At 75.6% G+C, this 15,904-nt stretch carries 15 protein-coding genes; 5 read left to right on the top strand and 10 right to left on the bottom strand.

Features of this window, described 5'->3' with window-relative positions; all coding sequences use genetic code 11:
- Positions 1-372: 372 nt before the first annotated feature.
- Positions 373-1,863, bottom strand: coding sequence for a cellulose-binding domain-containing protein (locus AB0G56_RS05790; RefSeq protein WP_360964174.1), 1,491 nt, complete (start codon positions 1,861-1,863; stop codon positions 373-375).
- 388 nt (positions 1,864-2,251) lie between these two features.
- Entirely contained in the window at positions 2,252-3,577 is a 1,326-nt protein-coding gene (locus tag AB0G56_RS05785; RefSeq protein WP_360964171.1) for a radical SAM protein, read from the bottom strand.
- Positions 3,578-3,855: 278 nt separating this feature from the next.
- Here AB0G56_RS05785 and AB0G56_RS05780 point away from each other — a divergent pair, with 278 nt between their 5' ends.
- From AB0G56_RS05780 to AB0G56_RS05770, 3 genes are all read left to right on the top strand, one after another.
- A complete protein-coding gene (locus AB0G56_RS05780) occupies positions 3,856-5,124 on the top strand; it encodes an FAD-binding protein (protein WP_360964168.1) in 1,269 nt (422 codons plus the stop codon).
- A gap of 120 nt (positions 5,125-5,244) precedes the next feature.
- Positions 5,245-5,829, top strand: coding sequence for a TetR-like C-terminal domain-containing protein (locus AB0G56_RS05775; RefSeq protein WP_360964165.1), 585 nt, complete (start codon positions 5,245-5,247; stop codon positions 5,827-5,829).
- Complete coding sequence (locus tag AB0G56_RS05770) at positions 5,822-6,664, top strand: alpha/beta hydrolase (RefSeq protein WP_360964162.1); 843 nt, start codon at positions 5,822-5,824, stop codon at positions 6,662-6,664. The genes AB0G56_RS05775 and AB0G56_RS05770 overlap by 8 nt, the downstream gene beginning before the upstream one ends.
- Here the strand turns inward: AB0G56_RS05770 and AB0G56_RS05765 are convergent.
- From AB0G56_RS05765 to AB0G56_RS05755, 3 genes are all read right to left on the bottom strand, one after another.
- Positions 6,634-7,095, bottom strand: a complete 462-nt coding sequence (locus AB0G56_RS05765) for a hypothetical protein (RefSeq protein WP_360964159.1) — start codon at positions 7,093-7,095, stop codon at positions 6,634-6,636. The genes AB0G56_RS05770 and AB0G56_RS05765 overlap by 31 nt on opposite strands.
- A gap of 112 nt (positions 7,096-7,207) precedes the next feature.
- Positions 7,208-7,576: a VOC family protein gene (locus AB0G56_RS05760; RefSeq protein WP_360964156.1), complete on the bottom strand. Its 369-nt coding sequence runs from the start codon at positions 7,574-7,576 to the stop codon at positions 7,208-7,210.
- Positions 7,577-7,649: 73 nt separating this feature from the next.
- Positions 7,650-9,359 (bottom strand): alpha/beta hydrolase, encoded by a 1,710-nt coding sequence (locus AB0G56_RS05755; RefSeq protein WP_360964153.1) that lies wholly within the window; start codon positions 9,357-9,359, stop codon positions 7,650-7,652.
- Between the two features lie 80 nt (positions 9,360-9,439).
- Here AB0G56_RS05755 and mmuM point away from each other — a divergent pair, with 80 nt between their 5' ends.
- On the top strand, positions 9,440-10,378 hold the full coding sequence (mmuM, locus tag AB0G56_RS05750) for a homocysteine S-methyltransferase (RefSeq protein WP_360964150.1): 939 nt from the start codon (positions 9,440-9,442) through the stop codon (positions 10,376-10,378).
- 22 nt (positions 10,379-10,400) lie between these two features.
- Here the strand turns inward: mmuM and AB0G56_RS05745 are convergent, their stop codons facing one another.
- The 3 genes from AB0G56_RS05745 to AB0G56_RS05735 all read right to left on the bottom strand — a co-directional run bounded on the left by AB0G56_RS05745 (position 10,401) and on the right by AB0G56_RS05735 (position 13,413).
- Positions 10,401-12,044 (bottom strand): carboxylesterase family protein, encoded by a 1,644-nt coding sequence (locus AB0G56_RS05745; RefSeq protein WP_360964147.1) that lies wholly within the window; start codon positions 12,042-12,044, stop codon positions 10,401-10,403.
- Between the two features lie 242 nt (positions 12,045-12,286).
- The gene (locus AB0G56_RS05740; protein WP_360964145.1) at positions 12,287-12,547 is read right to left on the bottom strand and encodes a hypothetical protein; all 261 of its coding nucleotides are present in this window, start codon (positions 12,545-12,547) and stop codon (positions 12,287-12,289) included.
- Positions 12,544-13,413, bottom strand: a complete 870-nt coding sequence (locus tag AB0G56_RS05735; RefSeq protein ID WP_360964142.1) for an isocitrate lyase/PEP mutase family protein — start codon at positions 13,411-13,413, stop codon at positions 12,544-12,546. The genes AB0G56_RS05740 and AB0G56_RS05735 overlap by 4 nt, the downstream gene beginning before the upstream one ends.
- A gap of 267 nt (positions 13,414-13,680) precedes the next feature.
- Between AB0G56_RS05735 and AB0G56_RS05730 the strand changes: the two genes are divergently transcribed.
- Entirely contained in the window at positions 13,681-14,085 is a 405-nt protein-coding gene (locus tag AB0G56_RS05730) for a VOC family protein (RefSeq protein WP_360964139.1), read from the top strand.
- On the opposite strand, the gene AB0G56_RS05725 is transcribed toward AB0G56_RS05730, so the two are convergent.
- Together AB0G56_RS05725 and AB0G56_RS05720 are read right to left on the bottom strand one after the other, a co-directional pair.
- Positions 14,065-14,778 carry a helix-turn-helix transcriptional regulator gene (locus AB0G56_RS05725; RefSeq protein ID WP_360964137.1) on the bottom strand — a complete coding sequence of 238 codons (714 nt, stop codon included), beginning with the start codon at positions 14,776-14,778 and terminating at the stop codon, positions 14,065-14,067. The genes AB0G56_RS05730 and AB0G56_RS05725 overlap by 21 nt on opposite strands.
- 71 nt (positions 14,779-14,849) lie before the next feature.
- On the bottom strand, positions 14,850-15,806 hold the full coding sequence (locus AB0G56_RS05720) for an AraC family transcriptional regulator (protein WP_360964134.1): 957 nt from the start codon (positions 15,804-15,806) through the stop codon (positions 14,850-14,852).
- Positions 15,807-15,904: the final 98 nt, after the last annotated feature.

The following is a 15,904-nucleotide window of genomic DNA, read 5'->3' as shown; positions in this document are numbered from 1 at the left end:
CCCCCCTCCCTTGCGCCAGAGAGGAGTCGGCAGCGGCCACGCTCCCCGCCCTCGCGCGGGAGAGGAGTCGGCAGCGGCAGCGCTCCCCCCTCCCTTGCGCCAGAGAGGAGTCGGCAGCGGCCACGCTCCCCGCCCTCGCGCGGGAGAGGAGTCGGCAGCGGCAGCGCTCCCCCCTCCCTGCGCCAGAGAGGAGCGGGCAGCGGCGGCCCACCCACCGGCCGTAGGACCGGGCGACGCTGAGCGGCGGCACGCCCACAGCCGGCGTACCGGGCGGAGCGGGCAGCGCCGGCGCCCGCAGCGCATGGGCGCGCCCGGCCCCGAGCCCCGTTCTCCGAAGTCGCTCGTGGGCCGCTCCGTCCGCCGGCGGACGGCTCAGCCCTGGCGGCAGGCCTGTCCGTCGAGCGTGAAGCCGTGGGGCGTCGCGTCGCCGCCGTCGCCCGAGGCGACGAAGCCGAAGGAGAGGGTGCCGCCCGCGGGGACGGACCGGTTGTAGGCGAGGGAGGCGGCGGTGACGCGGTCGCCGCTCTGGGTGAGCGTGGCGTCCCACATCTGTGTGACGCGCCCGCCGCCGCCGAAGGTCCAGGCGATCCGCCAGGCGTCCAGCGCCCGGCCGGTGGTGACGGTGACGGCGGCCTGGAAGCCGCCGGGCCACCGGTCGACGAGGTGGTAGCGGACCCGGCAGGGCGCCGGCGCACTCGCGTCCGGGCCGGGCGCACCGCCCCCCGCGGTGGCCGAGGGGACGCCCTGGGGCTCCGGGTCGGAGTCGTCGGGGCCCGGCCGGGGCGCCGGGTCGCTCGCGTTCGACCGGCGGGCGGCGGGCGCCGGGGCCGAGTCGGGGGCCGGGGCCCGGCCGGCCGGCGACGGGCCGACCGAGGAGTCGGCGACCGCCTGCCGGTCCGCGTCGCCGTGCCCGGCGTCGCCTCCCGCACCACCGAACGGCATCAGCGACACGGTCAGGGCCAGCACCGAGAGCGCGACCGCGGTGGCGAGCAGGCCGCCGCGCACGAGCCGTGCCCGCCCGGCGCCCTCTTCCGCGGGCTCCCGGCGCCCCAGGCCGGCCGCGGGCCTGCGCGCGCCGAGGCGCACCTCGGCGGCCCGGCGGCGGCGCTCCAGGTAGGCGAGGCCGCCCCAGCCGAGCACGCCACCGGCCAGCGCGGCGGGCAGGGTGCCCGCGTGCGGGCGCAGGCAGGCGGCGGCCTCCGCGCACGGCACGCAGGTGGCGAGGTGCCGGGAGAGGTCCTCGGGGGTCTGTACGGGCGGCTCCGCACGGGTGACCGCGTCCAGCAGCCGGGCGTAGCCCCGGCACTCCGCGTCCATCGGCGTGTCTGGGCGGTTGCGCCGGCACCGGTCCCGGAACAGGACGCGTACCTGCTCCAGTTCCTCCGACACCGTGGCCGGGTCGAGCCCGAGCCTGCGGGCCACGACGACCAGGGGCAGCGCCTCGACCTCGGCCAGCCACAGCAGGGCCGCGTCCGCCTCCTGGAGGTCGCGCAGCCCGCGCAGCGCCGGCGGGCGCTGGAGCGGCGGGCCCGGATAGCGGGCCGCCTGCGGGGAGTTGAGCCAGAGCCGCAGGTCGGGGTCGAGGCGGTCACCGAGCCCGGCGGCCTCCCAGGCCGCGGCGGTGGTGCGCACCGCGGTCAGCATCAGCGGCAGCGCGGGCAGCCGGGGCGTACGGCGGCCCCGGGCCGCGCCGGCGCCCGCGGCGCGCACCTCGCGCAGGCCGAGCGCGAACGCCTCCCTGGCCAGTTCCCCGGCCGCCGGGGAACCCGCGGTGCACAGGTCGGCGTAGGAGAGCATCGCGTCCCAGTACTCGGCCGGCAGCACGGTCTCGGCGGCGTCCTTGGGGCTCGGCTGGTCGGGCATGGGACTCCTGCGTGCACGGAGGAGGGGCAACCGGCCCCGGGCGGAGCGGAGTTGGGGCGGTTCGCGGCGAAGCGCGAGCTTTTCACGTTCCCGGCACGACTGACAAGGCGCGCAGCCGCGCGCCGTGACGCGCGGCGGAGCTCCGGCCCGCGGTGTGGTACGGACCGGAGCCGCCTCCCGTTCAGAGTCCCCGGGCACCGGCTGACCCAGGTTCCACGCAGACCCCCGGCACCACCCGATCGAGGTCCCGCTCGGGCCCCCGGCACCATCTCACCGAGGTCCCGCTCGGACCCCCGGCGCCACCCGGCTCAGGTCCCGCCCGGCGCCCGGCACCACCTGACCGAGGTCCCGCGCAGACCCCCGGCGCCCCCTGTGCCCCTGGCCCCGCTCAGACCCCTTCGCCGGCCTCCTCCCGCGCGGGCAGGCTGTCCATGAACGAGCTGACCGAGAAGACGGCGCGGCCGGGTCCGGGCGGGCCGTATCCGGGGGGCGAGGAGAGACCGAAGTCGTCCATGGTGGCGCGGTAGGCCTCCAGGAGCCGGATGTGGTACTCCAGCGGCGCGCCCTGCGGGTTGGCCTTGCCGAGCGGGGTGGTGGGCTCGGGACACCAGGTGGTGAAGCGGGGCGTGATGCCGTGCGACATGAAGAAGCGCAGGCCCTCGGTGGTGGAGGCGATGGCCTCGTCGACGGTGGTGAAGCCGAACGGCCCGGCCATCTCGACGCCCGCCACGAAGTTCGGGATCACGTTGCGCGCGCCGAAGATGTCGGCGGAGTCGAGGATGCGCTTGTGCCACTCGTCCCGGCCGACGTAGCGCTCCTTGCCGGGGCAGTACAGCTCGAACAGGCGGCGGTCCCACACCTCGAAGTTGGGGTGGTAGATCTGCACGCCGTAGTCCTTGAACCGCTGCACGTCGTCCTTGGGCAGCGCCTGCGCGACGACCTTGCCGATCCAGCGGCCCGGGAAGCGCTCCTCGATGGCCTTGGCGTAGTGGCCGTAGAAGTCGGCCTCGTCGCGGCCCGCCACCTTCGACGTGATCGCGCCCCCGGTGAGGGTGTAGGCGGTGGACGCCTTCTGGGTGTCGTACCGGTCGATGATCTCCAGCGCCTCCAGCACCTCCTCGACGTCCTTGACGCCGGTGTAGGGCCGGCCGGCCGCCTTGTGCTGGCGCCAGTTGTGGTTGATGTCGCAGTACTGGCACTCCTCCTTGGCGCCGAAGTACTGGCAGACCCGGAAGACGGTCAGGTAGATCAGGTAGCCCCACTGGATGGTGGGCGCCACCTCCATCACGGACTTCCCGTTGGCGAGGGTGTGCCGGTAGTACTCCGGCATGGGCGGCACGCCGACGTCGGCGATCCGCTTGCCGTCGAGGTAGAGCCCGAGCAGGCCCTCGTCGTCGGCGGCCACCCGGTAGGGCGAGGCGGGATTCACCCGTACGGAGACGACGGTGCGCCTCAGGTCGTACGGTCCCCCGGTGAGGATGATCTCCTCGGGCGGGCGGCGCAGCGCGGCCTCGCCCAGCTCGGGAAGGGTGCCGTGGTCGAACGAGAAGATGAAGTACGACTTGGGCTTCACCTCCCCGCTCTCGTTGTCGCTGAGTGCGGAGGGGTCGAAGGCCACACCGCCTCGCAGCAGGTCCTCCTTGAAGACCGCTTCCCTCGGCACGTGCGGGAAGCGGTCCATCAGATCCTCGACCAGCGCGGTACGGCTGCCCATCCCGTCTCTCCTCCTGGCTCGTACGTACGACTCCTCACGGTATGCCCCCGCGCCGGGGCGGGGTGTGCCGGGTCCCCCCTGGCGAGGCCCACCGGCCGCGAGGGCCCACGGGAGCCCACCGGGGCCCATCGGAGCCCACCGGGAGCCCACCGGCCCGGTCCGCGGCCGGCCTGCACCCCCGGCCTAATTAGTATTGTCAATTGACAAATACCGTGGCACCGTCGGCACCGGACAGGCCCCCGCTCCGGTCGGGCCTCGACCGCGGGAGGGACGACACGATGACCAAGGCCAGGACCGGCGCCGCGACCGGCGCCGTGACCAACTGGGCGGGCAACATCACCTACACGGCCGCCCAGGTGTGCCGGCCGGAGTCGGCCGACGCCCTGCGTGCGCTCGTCGCCCGGAGCGCGAAGGTGCGCGCCCTGGGCAGCGGGCACTCCTTCAACACGATCGCCGACCCGGGTGCCGGCGGTGTCCTGCTGTCGCTGGCCGCGCTGCCGGCGGAGGTGGAGGTGGACACGGCGGCCCGTACCGTCCGGGTCGGCGGCGGCGTGCGGTATGCGGAACTGGCCCGGCGGGTGCACGCGCACGGGCTGGCGCTGCCCAACATGGCCTCGCTGCCGCACATCTCGGTGGCCGGGTCGGTGGCGACCGGCACCCACGGCTCGGGAGTGACCAACGGGCCGCTCGCCGCCGCCGTGCGCGAGGTCGAACTGGTCACGGCGGACGGCTCCGCCGTGCGGATCGGCCGGGCCGACGCCCGCTTCGGCGGGGCCGTCACCTCCCTCGGTGCGCTCGGCGTCGTCACCGCGCTCACGCTCGACCTGGAGCCGGCCTTCGAGGTGGAGCAGCACCTGTTCACCGAACTCCCGCTGGACGGGCTCGACTTCGAGACCGTGGCCGGGGCCGCGTACAGCGTCAGCCTGTTCACCGACTGGCGGGACGCGGGTTTCCGGCAGGTGTGGCTCAAGCGGCGCACCGACCAGCCGTTGCCCGGCTTCCCGTGGGCCGTGCCCGCCAAGGTGGCGCTCCATCCGGTGCCGGGCATGCCCGCGGAGAACTGCACCGAGCAGTTCGCCACGCCGGGGCCGTGGCACGAGCGGCTGCCGCACTTCCGGGCGGACTTCACGCCGAGCAGCGGCGCCGAACTCCAGTCGGAGTACCTGCTGCCGCGCGGCGACGCCCTGGCGGCCCTGCACGCCGTCGACGCGATCCGGCAGGCGCTCTCCCCCGTGCTCCAGATCTGCGAAGTGCGCACCGTCGCCGCCGACGAGCAGTGGCTGAGCCCGAGCCACGGACGGGACACGGTGGCCCTGCACTTCACCTGGGTCGAGGACACCGCGGCGGTGCTGCCGGCCGTGCGGCGCCTGGAGGAGGCGCTGGAGCCCTTCGGCCCGCGACCGCACTGGGGCAAGGTGTTCACCGTCCCGGCCGCCGCGCTGCGCGACCGCTACCCGCGGCTGGACGACTTCCGCGCGCTGGCGCGCGAGCTGGACCCCGCCGGGAAGTTCACCAACGCCTTCGTCGGGGACCTGCTCGCCCACTGACGACCACATCGCCGCCCGCCACCCCTTGATTCCTGCCCTCTCCAGGAGCCATCCTAGAGCCTCTAGGAAACTGGAGACTTAAGGACCGGAGCCTCCAGGGAACGAGGGGACGGGGACCGCATGGCCCGAGCCGGACTCACCGCGGACCGCATCGTCGCGGCGGCGGCCGAACTCGCCGACGAGGCGGGGCTCGACGGTGTCAGCCTGTCCGCGCTGGCCCGGCGCTTCGGCGTCCGGGACGCGAGTCTGTACTCGCACGTCAGGAGCGTCCAGGACCTGCGCACCCGGCTCGCCCTGCTGGCCGGCGGGGAGCTGATCGACGCGATCGCCGCCGCCGTGGCGGGCCGGGCCGGGAAGGACGCGCTGGCCGCGTTCGCCGGCGCCTACCGGCAGTACGCGCACCGGCACCCCGGCCGCTACGCCGCCACCCGGCTGCGCGTGGACCCGGCCCTCGTCACCGACTTCTCCGCCCTTCGGCGCACCACCGAGATCACCTACGGGATGCTCCGCGCCTACGGCCTCGACGAACCCGACCTCACCGACGCCGTCCGGCTGCTGCGCAGCACCTTCGACGGCTTCTGCGCGCTGGAGGCGGTCGGCGGCTTCAACGCGGCGCGGGACGTGGACGCGTCCTGGGACAAGGCCGTCGAGGCCCTGCACACCGCCCTGACCCACTGGCCCCGGGAGCACCCACACCATGACTGACCTGTACTACGACGTCCAGGGCGCCGGCCCCGTCCTGCTCGTCCTGCCCGGCGGCGCCGGACACCCCATGGGGCTGGAGGCGATGACGGCCCGGCTCGCCCGGCGCTTCACCGTCGTCACGTACGACCCGCTCGGCCTCGCCCACGGGCGCCTCGGACAGCCCGTCGCCGACCAGCGGGTCCAGGACTGGGCAGACGGGGCGCGCCGGGTCCTCGACGCGGTGCTGCCCGAGGGCGAGTCGGCGTACGCGCTGGGCACCAGTGCGGGCGGCGTGGTGGCGCTCGACCTGCTGGCCCGGCACGCGGAGCGGCTGCGGCACGTCGTCGCGCACGAGCCGCCCTGCGTGGGGGTGCTGCCGGACGGGGCCCGGCAGCGGGCCGGGATGCGCGAGGTGCACGCCGCCTACCGCGCGGCGGGCCCGCAGGCCGCGGGTGCCCGCCTGGCCGCCCTGCTGGCGGAGCGGGAGCCGGGCCCCGCAGCGGAGAGCGGGCCCCTGTCCCGTCAGGAGGAACTGTCCTCCCCCATGGCCCTCTTCCTCGCCCACGTGCTGGTGCCGTTCACCGAGTACGTCCCGCCCGTACCGGCACCCGAGGCGGGTGCCGGTACGCGGGAGGGGTCGGCCGTGCTCACGCTGGCCGCGGGCGACGACCCGCACAGCCGGCTGCTGCACCGCACGGCCACCTGCCTCGCCGAGCGGCTGGGCGCGGACTTCGCCCGCTTCCCCGGCGGGCACATCGGCGCCGTCGAACGGCCGGAGGCGTTCGCGGACCGGCTCGCCGAGGTGTTCGGCCGGTCCGCGGCGGATCAGGACAAGTCCCCCACAGCGTCCGCGTAGTAGGTGGACCCGGCCAGGTGACGGGCGAGTTCGCGAAAGCTCCAGCCCTCGCCCGGGGAGCGGTCGAGCTGCTCGTCGGTGAGCGCGTCCAGCCGGTTGGCCCAGATCCGGGCCAGCCGGGTGAGGCGGCTGCGGGCCTCGTCGAGGTCCTGCGCGGTGAAAGGCGCGAGGTCGGCCTCGGTCGTGATCGCGGAGGCGTGCCAGTGGTCGGGCCGCGGGGTCTCGCCCGCCAGCCGCGCCTCCAGCTCCGCGAGGTGGTCGATCATGTGGTCGGCGACCCGGCGGACCGCCTTGTGCGGGGTGTAGACGCGGTCGTCGACGTGGGCGGGCGTGCCGTCCCAGGCGGTCCAGGTGGCGGCCAGGTCCAGCACGTGGTCGACCATGGCGGTCACCGCGGCGGCGGGCGTGTCGCGGGTGGTGGTTTCGATCATGCGGCCACGCTAGGGGCCGGTCCGTTCGGTACCGGCCGAAGTGTTCCGGGCTCGGTGAGGGCGCGGGGCGCGCGGAACGAGGCATTCGGCGGGCGCGCTCCCCGTGCGCCGTTCAGTTCGCGCGCTCGGCGGCGCTCCGCTCCACGCAGAACTCGTTGCCCTCGGGGTCCGCGAGCACCGCCCAGCCGGTGCCGTCGGGCCGGCGGCGGTCGTCGACGAGCGTGGCGCCGAGGCCGAGCAGCCGTTCGACCTCCTCGTCCCGGGTGCGGTCCTGCGGCTGGAGGTCGACGTGCACGCGGTTCTTCACCGTCTTGGCGTCCGGCACGGTGACGAAGAGCAGGCCGGCGCCCTCGATCAGCGCCTCCTCGTCACCCGGGCGGTCCTCCTCCTGCAGCGGCAGGTCCAGGACCCGCGACCAGAAGCTGCCCAGGCGGTACGCGTCGGAGCAGTCGATCGTCACATGGCGGATCTTCGAAGTCATGCGCGCGATCCTGCCAGGCGGCCGGGCACGGCGGCACGGGTTTTCGGCGGCGGGGCCGGCGTGCGGTGCCGGGTCAGGAGCACGTCGTGCCCCGCGCCGGCGGCGTGCCGTCGAGGAGGTAGGCGTCGACGGCCTCAATCGCGCAGTCGTCGTAGGGGTAGGTTCCGTGGCCCTCGGCCCGTACGGTCAGCAGGACGCCGACCTTCGCGCCCAGCTCGGCCGCCATGCGCTCGCCGCCCGCGTACGGCGTCGTCGGGTCGCCGGTGCCCGCGACGACGAGGATCGGGGAGGCGCCGTCGGCGCGGACGTCGGGGGCGGCCCGCTCGCCCTTGACCGGCCAGTCGTAGCAGAGGTAGACGGCCGAGGACCAGGCTTCGCCGAAGACGGGCGAGGCCGCCTCGATCCGCTTGACCATGTCCTCGGCCTCGGTGAATCCGGGGCGGCTGGAGGAGTCGGCGCAGGTGATCGCGACGTAGGCGGACACGCTGTTGTCGTCCGGGGCCGCGGGGCCGGTGCCGGCCTCGGCGACGGTGCTGGTGCCGGTGCGGGCACCGGTCAGGCGCTTGGCCCGGGCGCCCGGGGCGTGGTCGTAGGCCTCGCGCAGCAGCGCGTTGCCGGTGCCCCGCCGCATGACCTCGTCGAGGGCCTTCACCAGCGGCTCCCAGCCGTCCTCGCCGAGGTCCAGGTGGTTGGAGATGGCGTGCGCGGCGAGGTCCGCGTCCAGTTCCTCGCCGCCGTCGGTGCGGGCGGGCTTGTCCCGGAGCCGGTCCAGCAGCGCGGTGACGCGCCGGTCGGCCTGCTCGGGGTCGCTGCCGGTGGGGCAGTCGTCGTACGTCCGCGCGCAGTGCCGCGCGAAGCGGTCGAAGGCGCTCTGGACGGCCTTGACCTGGCTCAGCTCCTCCTGGAGGCGGTCCTGCGTCGGGTCGACGGGGGCTTCGAGGACGGCCCTGCCCACGTTCTTCGGGAACAAATGGGCGTAGACGCCGCCGAGTTCGGTGCCGTAGGAGATGCCGAAGTAGTTCAGCTTCCCGTCCCCGAGAAGGTAGCGCAGCAGGTCCAGGTCGCGGGCCGTCTGCGAGGTGGTGACGTACGGCAGGATCCGGCCGGAGTACTTCTCGCAGGCGTCGCCGCTCTCGAACTCCGTCCTGCCGCAGCGGACGGGGGCGCTCCGGCCGACGCCGCGCGGGTCGAAGCCGACCAGGTCGTAGCGCTCGCCCAGCTTGGTGTAGTCGTCCGCGTACTCGGGAAGGCCGGTGACGCCCGACTCGCCGGGGCCGCCGAAGTCGAAGACGAGCGAACCGATCCGCTCGTGGTCCGCTCCGGTGGCGCGCTTGCGGATCAGGGCGACGTCGATGGTGCCGCGGCCGGGCCGCCGGTGGTCCAGGGGCGCCTTCATCGTGGCGCACTGCCAGCCGCCGCCCTTCCCGTGCGCGGGGGACGGCGCGGGGCAGGCGGCCCAGCGCAGCCGCTGGCCGGTGGTGAAGGCGGCGGGCAGTCCCGGGGGCGGGCTCGGCGCCTCGGCCCCGGTCCGGTGGCCCGCCCCGGACGCACCCGGGCCCGAGCCCGGCCCGGACGCGCCCCCGACGTCGCATCCGGTCCCCGCGGTCAGGGCCAGCACGACGGCGAGGACCGGCAGCCAGGCGGCGGCGCGGCGGCGCGGCGCGGCGGACCCGACGGGCCCGGCCGGCCGCGCGTCCTGCGAACGTGCCGGCGCCCCCCGGCTCCTGCGCCGGACCGCCGTCCGCGCTCGGTCCGGTACGAGCCGTTCCCCGATCCCCACCATTGCGGCAGGTTATCGAACGGCGGAAGGCGCCCGGTGGCGGGACGGCCCGGGGCCGGCCGCCGCTCGGTTAGCGTCGTGGCATGACGTACGGCTCAGGTGACGCGGCCTCCCCCCGGCTCGCCCAGGCGCTGGCCGCCGGGCCGGTCGTGCTCGACGGCGGCCTGTCCAACCAGCTCGAATCGGCCGGTCACGACCTCGGGGACGAACTGTGGTCGGCCCGGCTGCTGGCCGAACGGCCCGAGGCGGTCACCGAGGCGCACCTGGCCTACGTCGAGGCGGGCGCGGACGTGGTGATCACCGCCAGTTACCAGGCCACCTTCGAGGGGCTGGCGCGGCGCGGCTTTGGCCGCGAGGAGGCCGCCGCGCTCATCGCGTCCGGCGTCGGCCTGGCCCGGGAGGCCGTGGGGCGGGCCAGGGCGAAGGGCGTCACGCGTCCGCTGTGGGTGGCGGCCTCGGCCGGTCCCTACGGTGCGATGCTCGCGGACGGTTCGGAGTACCGGGGGCGTTACGGGCTCACCGTGGACGAGCTGGAGCGCTTCCACCGGCCCCGCCTGGAGGTGCTGGCGGCCGCCCGGCCCGACGTGCTGGCCCTGGAGACGGTCCCGGACACCGACGAGGCCAGGGCCCTGCTGCGGGCCGTGCGGGGCCTGGGCGTGCCGGCCTGGCTGTCGTACACGGCCGACGGTCTGCGCACCCGGGCCGGACAGCCGCTGCAGGAGGCGTTCGCACTGGCGGCGGACGCGGACGAGGTGATCGCGGTGGGCGTGAACTGCTGCGCCCCCGGGGACGTGGAGGCGGCCGTCGCGACGGCCGCCCGGGTGACCGGCAAGCCGGTCGTGGCCTACCCCAACAGCGGTGAGGTCTGGGACGCCCGGTCCCGTTCCTGGACCGGGCGCTCCACCCTCACCCCGGCCCAGGTCGACCGGTGGCGCACCCGCGGTGCCCGCCTGATCGGCGGCTGCTGCCGGGTCGGCCCGGCGACGATCAAGGAGATCGCCCGCGTTCTGGCGGCGGAGTAGGCGACCGGGCCGACCGGACGGGTCAGGTGCCCCGGACTCCGCCGGAGCGGCGCAGGCGCCGTATCACCGCGCGCAGTTCAGCGCCCCTGGCCGCGGAGGTGCCGCCCGGCGGCGCGGGCGGCTGCGGGAGCGGCGGGGCCTCGGGGACGGACCGGCGGGCCGGGGCGCCCGGTGTCGTGAGTGTGTCCGCAGGGGCCGGTGCGGCCGGGGTGTCCCACAGGGCGAGTTCCGCGTCCCGCGGGCCGTACGCGGTGTGCGGCGGGCCGTCGCCGAAGACCCGGACCGGGTGCGCCGCCTCCCAGGCCTCCCAGCCGGGGTCGCCGTCGGCGGCGAAGCGGACCCAGGCGGCGTGCAGGGCGTCGGCCAGCTCCTGCGGGGCGCCCTCGCCCGCGAGCCGGCGCGCGTCCGGCACGTCTCCGGTGTCGAAGACGAAGCCGAGTTCGAGGGCGTGGCAGGAGCCGAGGCCGGGCAGGAGCGAGGGCCACGCGAACTCGTACACGTACGCGGAGCCGGGGCGGGCGTCGGCCAGCCGGTGCAGGGGGCGGCGCAGCAGGTGGTCGGTGACCAGCTGGCCGACGGTCTCGGCGGCCCCGGCCCCAGGGTGCAGGCAACGGTAACCGCGGACCACCTCGTGCCCGCAGTGGCAGCGGGCCATGGCTCCGGCCAGGGCGACCGGGCCGAGCCGGTCGACGCGCTCCAGGAGACCGCCGGGCACCAGCCACAGCCGGTACTCGTCACGGGTCCAGCCCATGAGCAGGTCGGCGCCGCGGGCGGCCTCCCCGGCGACGAGCGCCTCCAGCGGGTCGCGGGGCACGAGGTCGCCGTCGACGACGATGCCGAAGGCGGGGCCGCCGAGGACCGGGCTGCTGAGCCGGCCGACCTCGGCCTGGGTGCGCAGCAGCAGGTCGCGGTCGACGGCGGCGAAGGCCTCGGCGGTGGCCGGTACCTTCAGCCGGGTCGCCATGCGGCGGACCACCCGCCGTACCTTGTCGCGGTCGGCGGCCTCGGGCGGGCCGCTCTGCAGCACGGCCCGCCGGAAGAGTCCCTGGGCCTGCGGGGCGGCGATCAGGGCGCCGACGCTGATGGCACCGGCCGACTGGCCGCACAGGGTGATCCGGCCGGGGTCTCCGCCGAAGGCCCCGATCGCCTCGTGGACCCAGCGCAGCGCGGCGAGCTGGTCGCGCAGGCCGGGGTTGGCGGGTGCGTCCGGGAACAGTCCGTAGCCCTCCACGCCCAGCCGGTAGTTGACGGAGACGAGGACGACGCCGTCCCGGGCGAAGGAACGGCCCTCGTACACCGGCACGGCCGACGAGCCGCGGGTCAGGGCTCCGCCGTGCAGCCACACCAGGACGGGCAGCCGGGCGCGGGGGCTCGGGTCGGGCGTCCAGACGTTGAGGTTGAGGCAGTCGTCGCCGGGCACGGACGGATCGGACAGGTACTGGGAGAAGGCCTCGGAGTACGGCGGCTTCGGCGCGGTCGGCCCGTAGGCGCCCGCGTCCCGCACGCCGTCCCACGGCTCGGGCGGCTGGGGCGGCCGGAACCGGCGGGGGCCGAAGGGGGGCGCCGCGTACGGGATGCCGCGGAAGGCGGCCACCCCCTGTTCGTAGCGCCCACGCACCGTCCCGTACGGCGTTCTGATGAGGGGGGTCGTCCGGTCCGCCGTCATGTGCCCACCAGCCCTTCGGCGCGCTCGCTGCACTCCGCTCGCGCCCGGACCGCCGCGCACGAGCCCCGGTAACTCAAGAGCACCACACCGCCGTGCGGTATTCCGGCGGTGGAGTCCGGCTCGGGGCCGTTCGGCGTACGCGGAGCCGGATCTCGTGCGGTGGGCCGGGACGCCCGCACCGGACGCCGCGTTCGCGCGGCGCCCGGTGCGGGTGAGAGGGGGGCGGGGGGTGGACGGAGGGGTCAGCCGCCGTCCTCCTCACCGGCGCGGGAGGCGCCCACGAGGGCTTCGACGACGTCGACGGCGCTGCCGTCGTGGTCGCTGCCGGCGGTGCCGCGGCCGGTCTGGAGGTTCGCCGTGCGGTCGACTTCGAGGATCGAGTCGGCGTGCGAGTTGTCGAGGACCGTGATGAAGCTGCCGGCCGCCGCCGCGGGCGCCGAAGCCGCCACGAGGGCCGCCGCGAGGGCGGCCGCCGTGCGCAGCCGGGGCGGGCGGACGCTCACGCGCCCACACCCGCGCCCGCGCGCTCGGGCCGCCGGTGGGCCATGTTGCGCTCCAGCAGGCTGGTCGCCGCCCGCACGCCGACGCCACCGGCCGCGTCCACCTCGGGCAGCCGGCCGTCCGCGCGCCGCAGTTCGGCGAGCGCGGTGTCCATCGCCTCGTGCGCGGCGAACAGGCACGGGGTGCTGTAGATCGCGACGTCCACGCCCAGTTCGGACAGTTCGCTCAGCGAGAGCCGCGGCGACTTGCCGCCGGCGATCTGGTTGAACAGCAGCGGCTTGCCGCCCACCACCTCGCGTACCCGGCGGATCCAGTCCACGCTGCGGATGCCGTCGACGAGGATCACGTCGGCGTCGGTGGCCGCGAGCGCCTTGGCCCGGTGCAGGATGTCAGCCTCGTCGGTGGCGTCGGTACGGGCCACGACGACCAGGTCCTGCCGGGTGGCCAGCACCTGCTCCAGCTTGGCGAGGTACTCGTCGAGCGGCAGCACCTGCTTGCCGTCGGCGTGCCCGCAGCGGCGGGGCCGCTTCTGGTCCTCGAGGATCACCCCGGAGGCGCCGATGCGCTCCAGCCCCTCCACCACGTGGCAGGCGACCTCGGGGTCGACGTAGCCGTCGTCGATGTCCACCAGCAGGTGGTGCGCGGGGAAGGCGCCCCGCAGCCGCTGGACGAACGCCACCATGTCCGGCCAGGCGATGAACCCGATGTCCGGCAGCCCGTAGTAGGACGCGGCGAACCCGAATCCGGAGACGAACATGCCGTCGTAGTGCTCGGCGGCGATCGACGCCGAGTACATGTCGTAGACACCGATCAGCGGGGTGGTCCCCGGCCCGGCGACCTGTTCGCGCAGCTTCTTGCCGTAGGTCAACGTGACTCCTCTGGTGGGGGGTTCGGGCGCGCACGGCGCCCAGAGGGGCGGCCGGTGCCGGTGGTCGGCGACATGCGGCCCTTTACCGAGACAAAAGGTTCCCTAGACCATGCCGGGATCGGTACTTGAGATGCCCTTTACTCACCCGGACGGCGGAACGCCTTCACCGGAGAAACGTCACTGATCGGCGTGTCGGGCACCGGGGCGACGCGGCGGCTGTCCGTTTTCTTCAAGACCACCGGCCGGGGCCGTGCCTACCGTGGCCGCATGACTCCACGATTCGCCATGGTCGGGCTGGTCACCTCCGACCTGGCCGCCTCGCTCGCCTTCTACCGCCGCCTCGGGCTCGTCTTCCCCGACGGTGCCGAACAACAGCCCCACGCCGAGGCCGAGTTGCCCGGCGGCCTGACCCTCGCGCTGGACACCGAGGACACCGTCCGCTCCTTCCACCCCGGGTGGCGGCCGCCGGCCGGGGGCGGGCGCACGACGCTGGCCTTCCACTGCGGCACACCGGCCGAGGTGGACTCCCTCTACGAGGATCTGGTCGGCACGGGCCACCACGGGGAACTGAAGCCGTGGGACGCGTTCTGGGGGATGCGGTACGCGGTCGTGCACGACCCGGACGGCAACGGCGTCGACCTGTTCGCGCCGCTACCCGCCGAGGCGCAGTAGCTCACCGGGCGTCCTGCCGCACAACGCCCGTACGTCCCGGGACAGGTGGGCCTGGTCGGCGTAGCCGGCCCGGACCGCCGTCTGCGCGAACGGCACCCCGCCGCGGGCCAGCGCGAGGGCCCGCTGCATCCGCAGCACCCGGGCCAGCGTCTTGGGTCCGTAGCCGAAGGCGGCCAGGGAGCGGCGGTGCAGCCGGCGGGCGCCGAGCCCGAGTTCGTCGGCGGTCGCGGCGACCGGACGGCCCGCGTCCAGGGCCGCGACCAGGTGCCGCAGCAGCGGGTCGGGCCCTCCGGCCCGCTCCGCCCGTTCCAGGGCCACCTCCTCCAGGACGGCGGCCGGGTCCCGCGCCGCCTCCAGGCGAGCGCGCAGCCGCCGCACCGCCGGGGCGGGCCACAGGTCGGCCAGGTCGACCCGCCGGTCGCGCACCTCGTGCGCGGGCACGCCGAGACAGGCGGGCGCGGTGCCGGGGAAGAACCGCAGGCCCGCCCAGTGGGCGGGTGGCCCACCGGGGGCGTACGCCCGCGTGTCGGGCCCGGCGACCAGCAGCCGGCCCTCGCTCCACAGCAGGTCCATGCAGCCGTCGGGCAGGACGAGCCCCGCCCCGGCGCCGCCGGCCGGCGGGGCCTTCGCCCACACCACCGCGCCGGGCAGCCGGGCGGCCCGTTCGGCGTACCCGCCCGGTGCCGTGGCCACGTGGGCGGGGTCCGTCCGAGCCCCGCGCGCACGGTCCGCCGCGCCCGCCCCGCTCGCCCCGGTCGCCTCGCTCACTCCGCTCGTCCGCCGTGGTGCGCCGCCCGCGTCCGGTGTTCCTGCGGGCTGACGCCGTAGGAGCGTTTGAAGGCGGTGGAGAGCGCGAAGGCGCTGCCGTAGCCGACCTGGCGGGCGACGGCGGCGATGGTCTCGTCGGTGTCGCGCAGCCGGTCGGCGGCCAGGGCCAGCCGCCAGTTCGTGAGGTACGTCATCGGCGGCTCCCCCACCAGCGCGGTGAAGCGGCGGGCCAGCGCGGCCCGGGAGACCCCGGCCTCGGCGGCGAGGGCGGCGACGGTCCACGGGTGCGCCGGGTCGTCCTGGACCAGGCGCAGCACCGGGCCGACGACCGGGTCCGCGAGCGCCCCGTACCAGGCGGGCGCCGCCGCGTCCGGCCGGGCGAACCAGGCCCGCAGCGCCGCGATGACCAGCAGGTCGAGGAGGCGGTCGAGGACGACCTCCTGCCCCGGTGCCTCCCGTACGATCTCCTCGGCCAGCAGCGGCGTGAGCGGGCACTGCCACACGTCGGAGGTCAGCGTGAGCAGCGGCGGCAGCGCGTCCAGCAGCCGGTTGCTGATCTCGCCCTTCATGAGGTATGTCCCGATCAGCATCACCGTCCCGCCGTCGAGCCGGTCGCCCCAGGTGCGCACGCCGAGATCCATGGAGCCGTTCAGGGAGCGGCCGTCGGGGTAGCTGCACTCGCCGCCCGGCAGGATCAGCGCCTGCGGGGCCGTACCGGGGTCGTCGGCGCACGTGTACGGGTCGGGACCGCGCGCGACGGCCAGGTCGCCGGGGCCGATCCGCACCTTCTCCCCGTCGTCGGGCACGATCCAGGCGCCGCCGCGGGCCATCAGCATCACCGTGAGCGGGGCCTCGTCCTCCACACGTACCGCCCACGGCGGATCGAGGCAGGCGCGGATCATGAAGGCGCCGCGCGCGCGTGGGCCCTCCAGCAGACCTGCGAGTGCGTCCATGGGGACAGCGTAGACGCGGGCTGGACGCGCGCTTATGCGCGTGCGCGGATCAGCGATGGTCCTCGTACGGGGCACGGCAGTTGACTGCATTTCATGAC

Source organism: Streptomyces sp. NPDC021356, assembly GCF_040641015.1.
Lineage (GTDB): Bacteria > Actinomycetota > Actinomycetes > Streptomycetales > Streptomycetaceae > Streptomyces.
The sequence above is the reverse complement of the archived record's forward strand: the minus strand, read 5'-3'. Positions and strand labels throughout refer to the sequence as shown.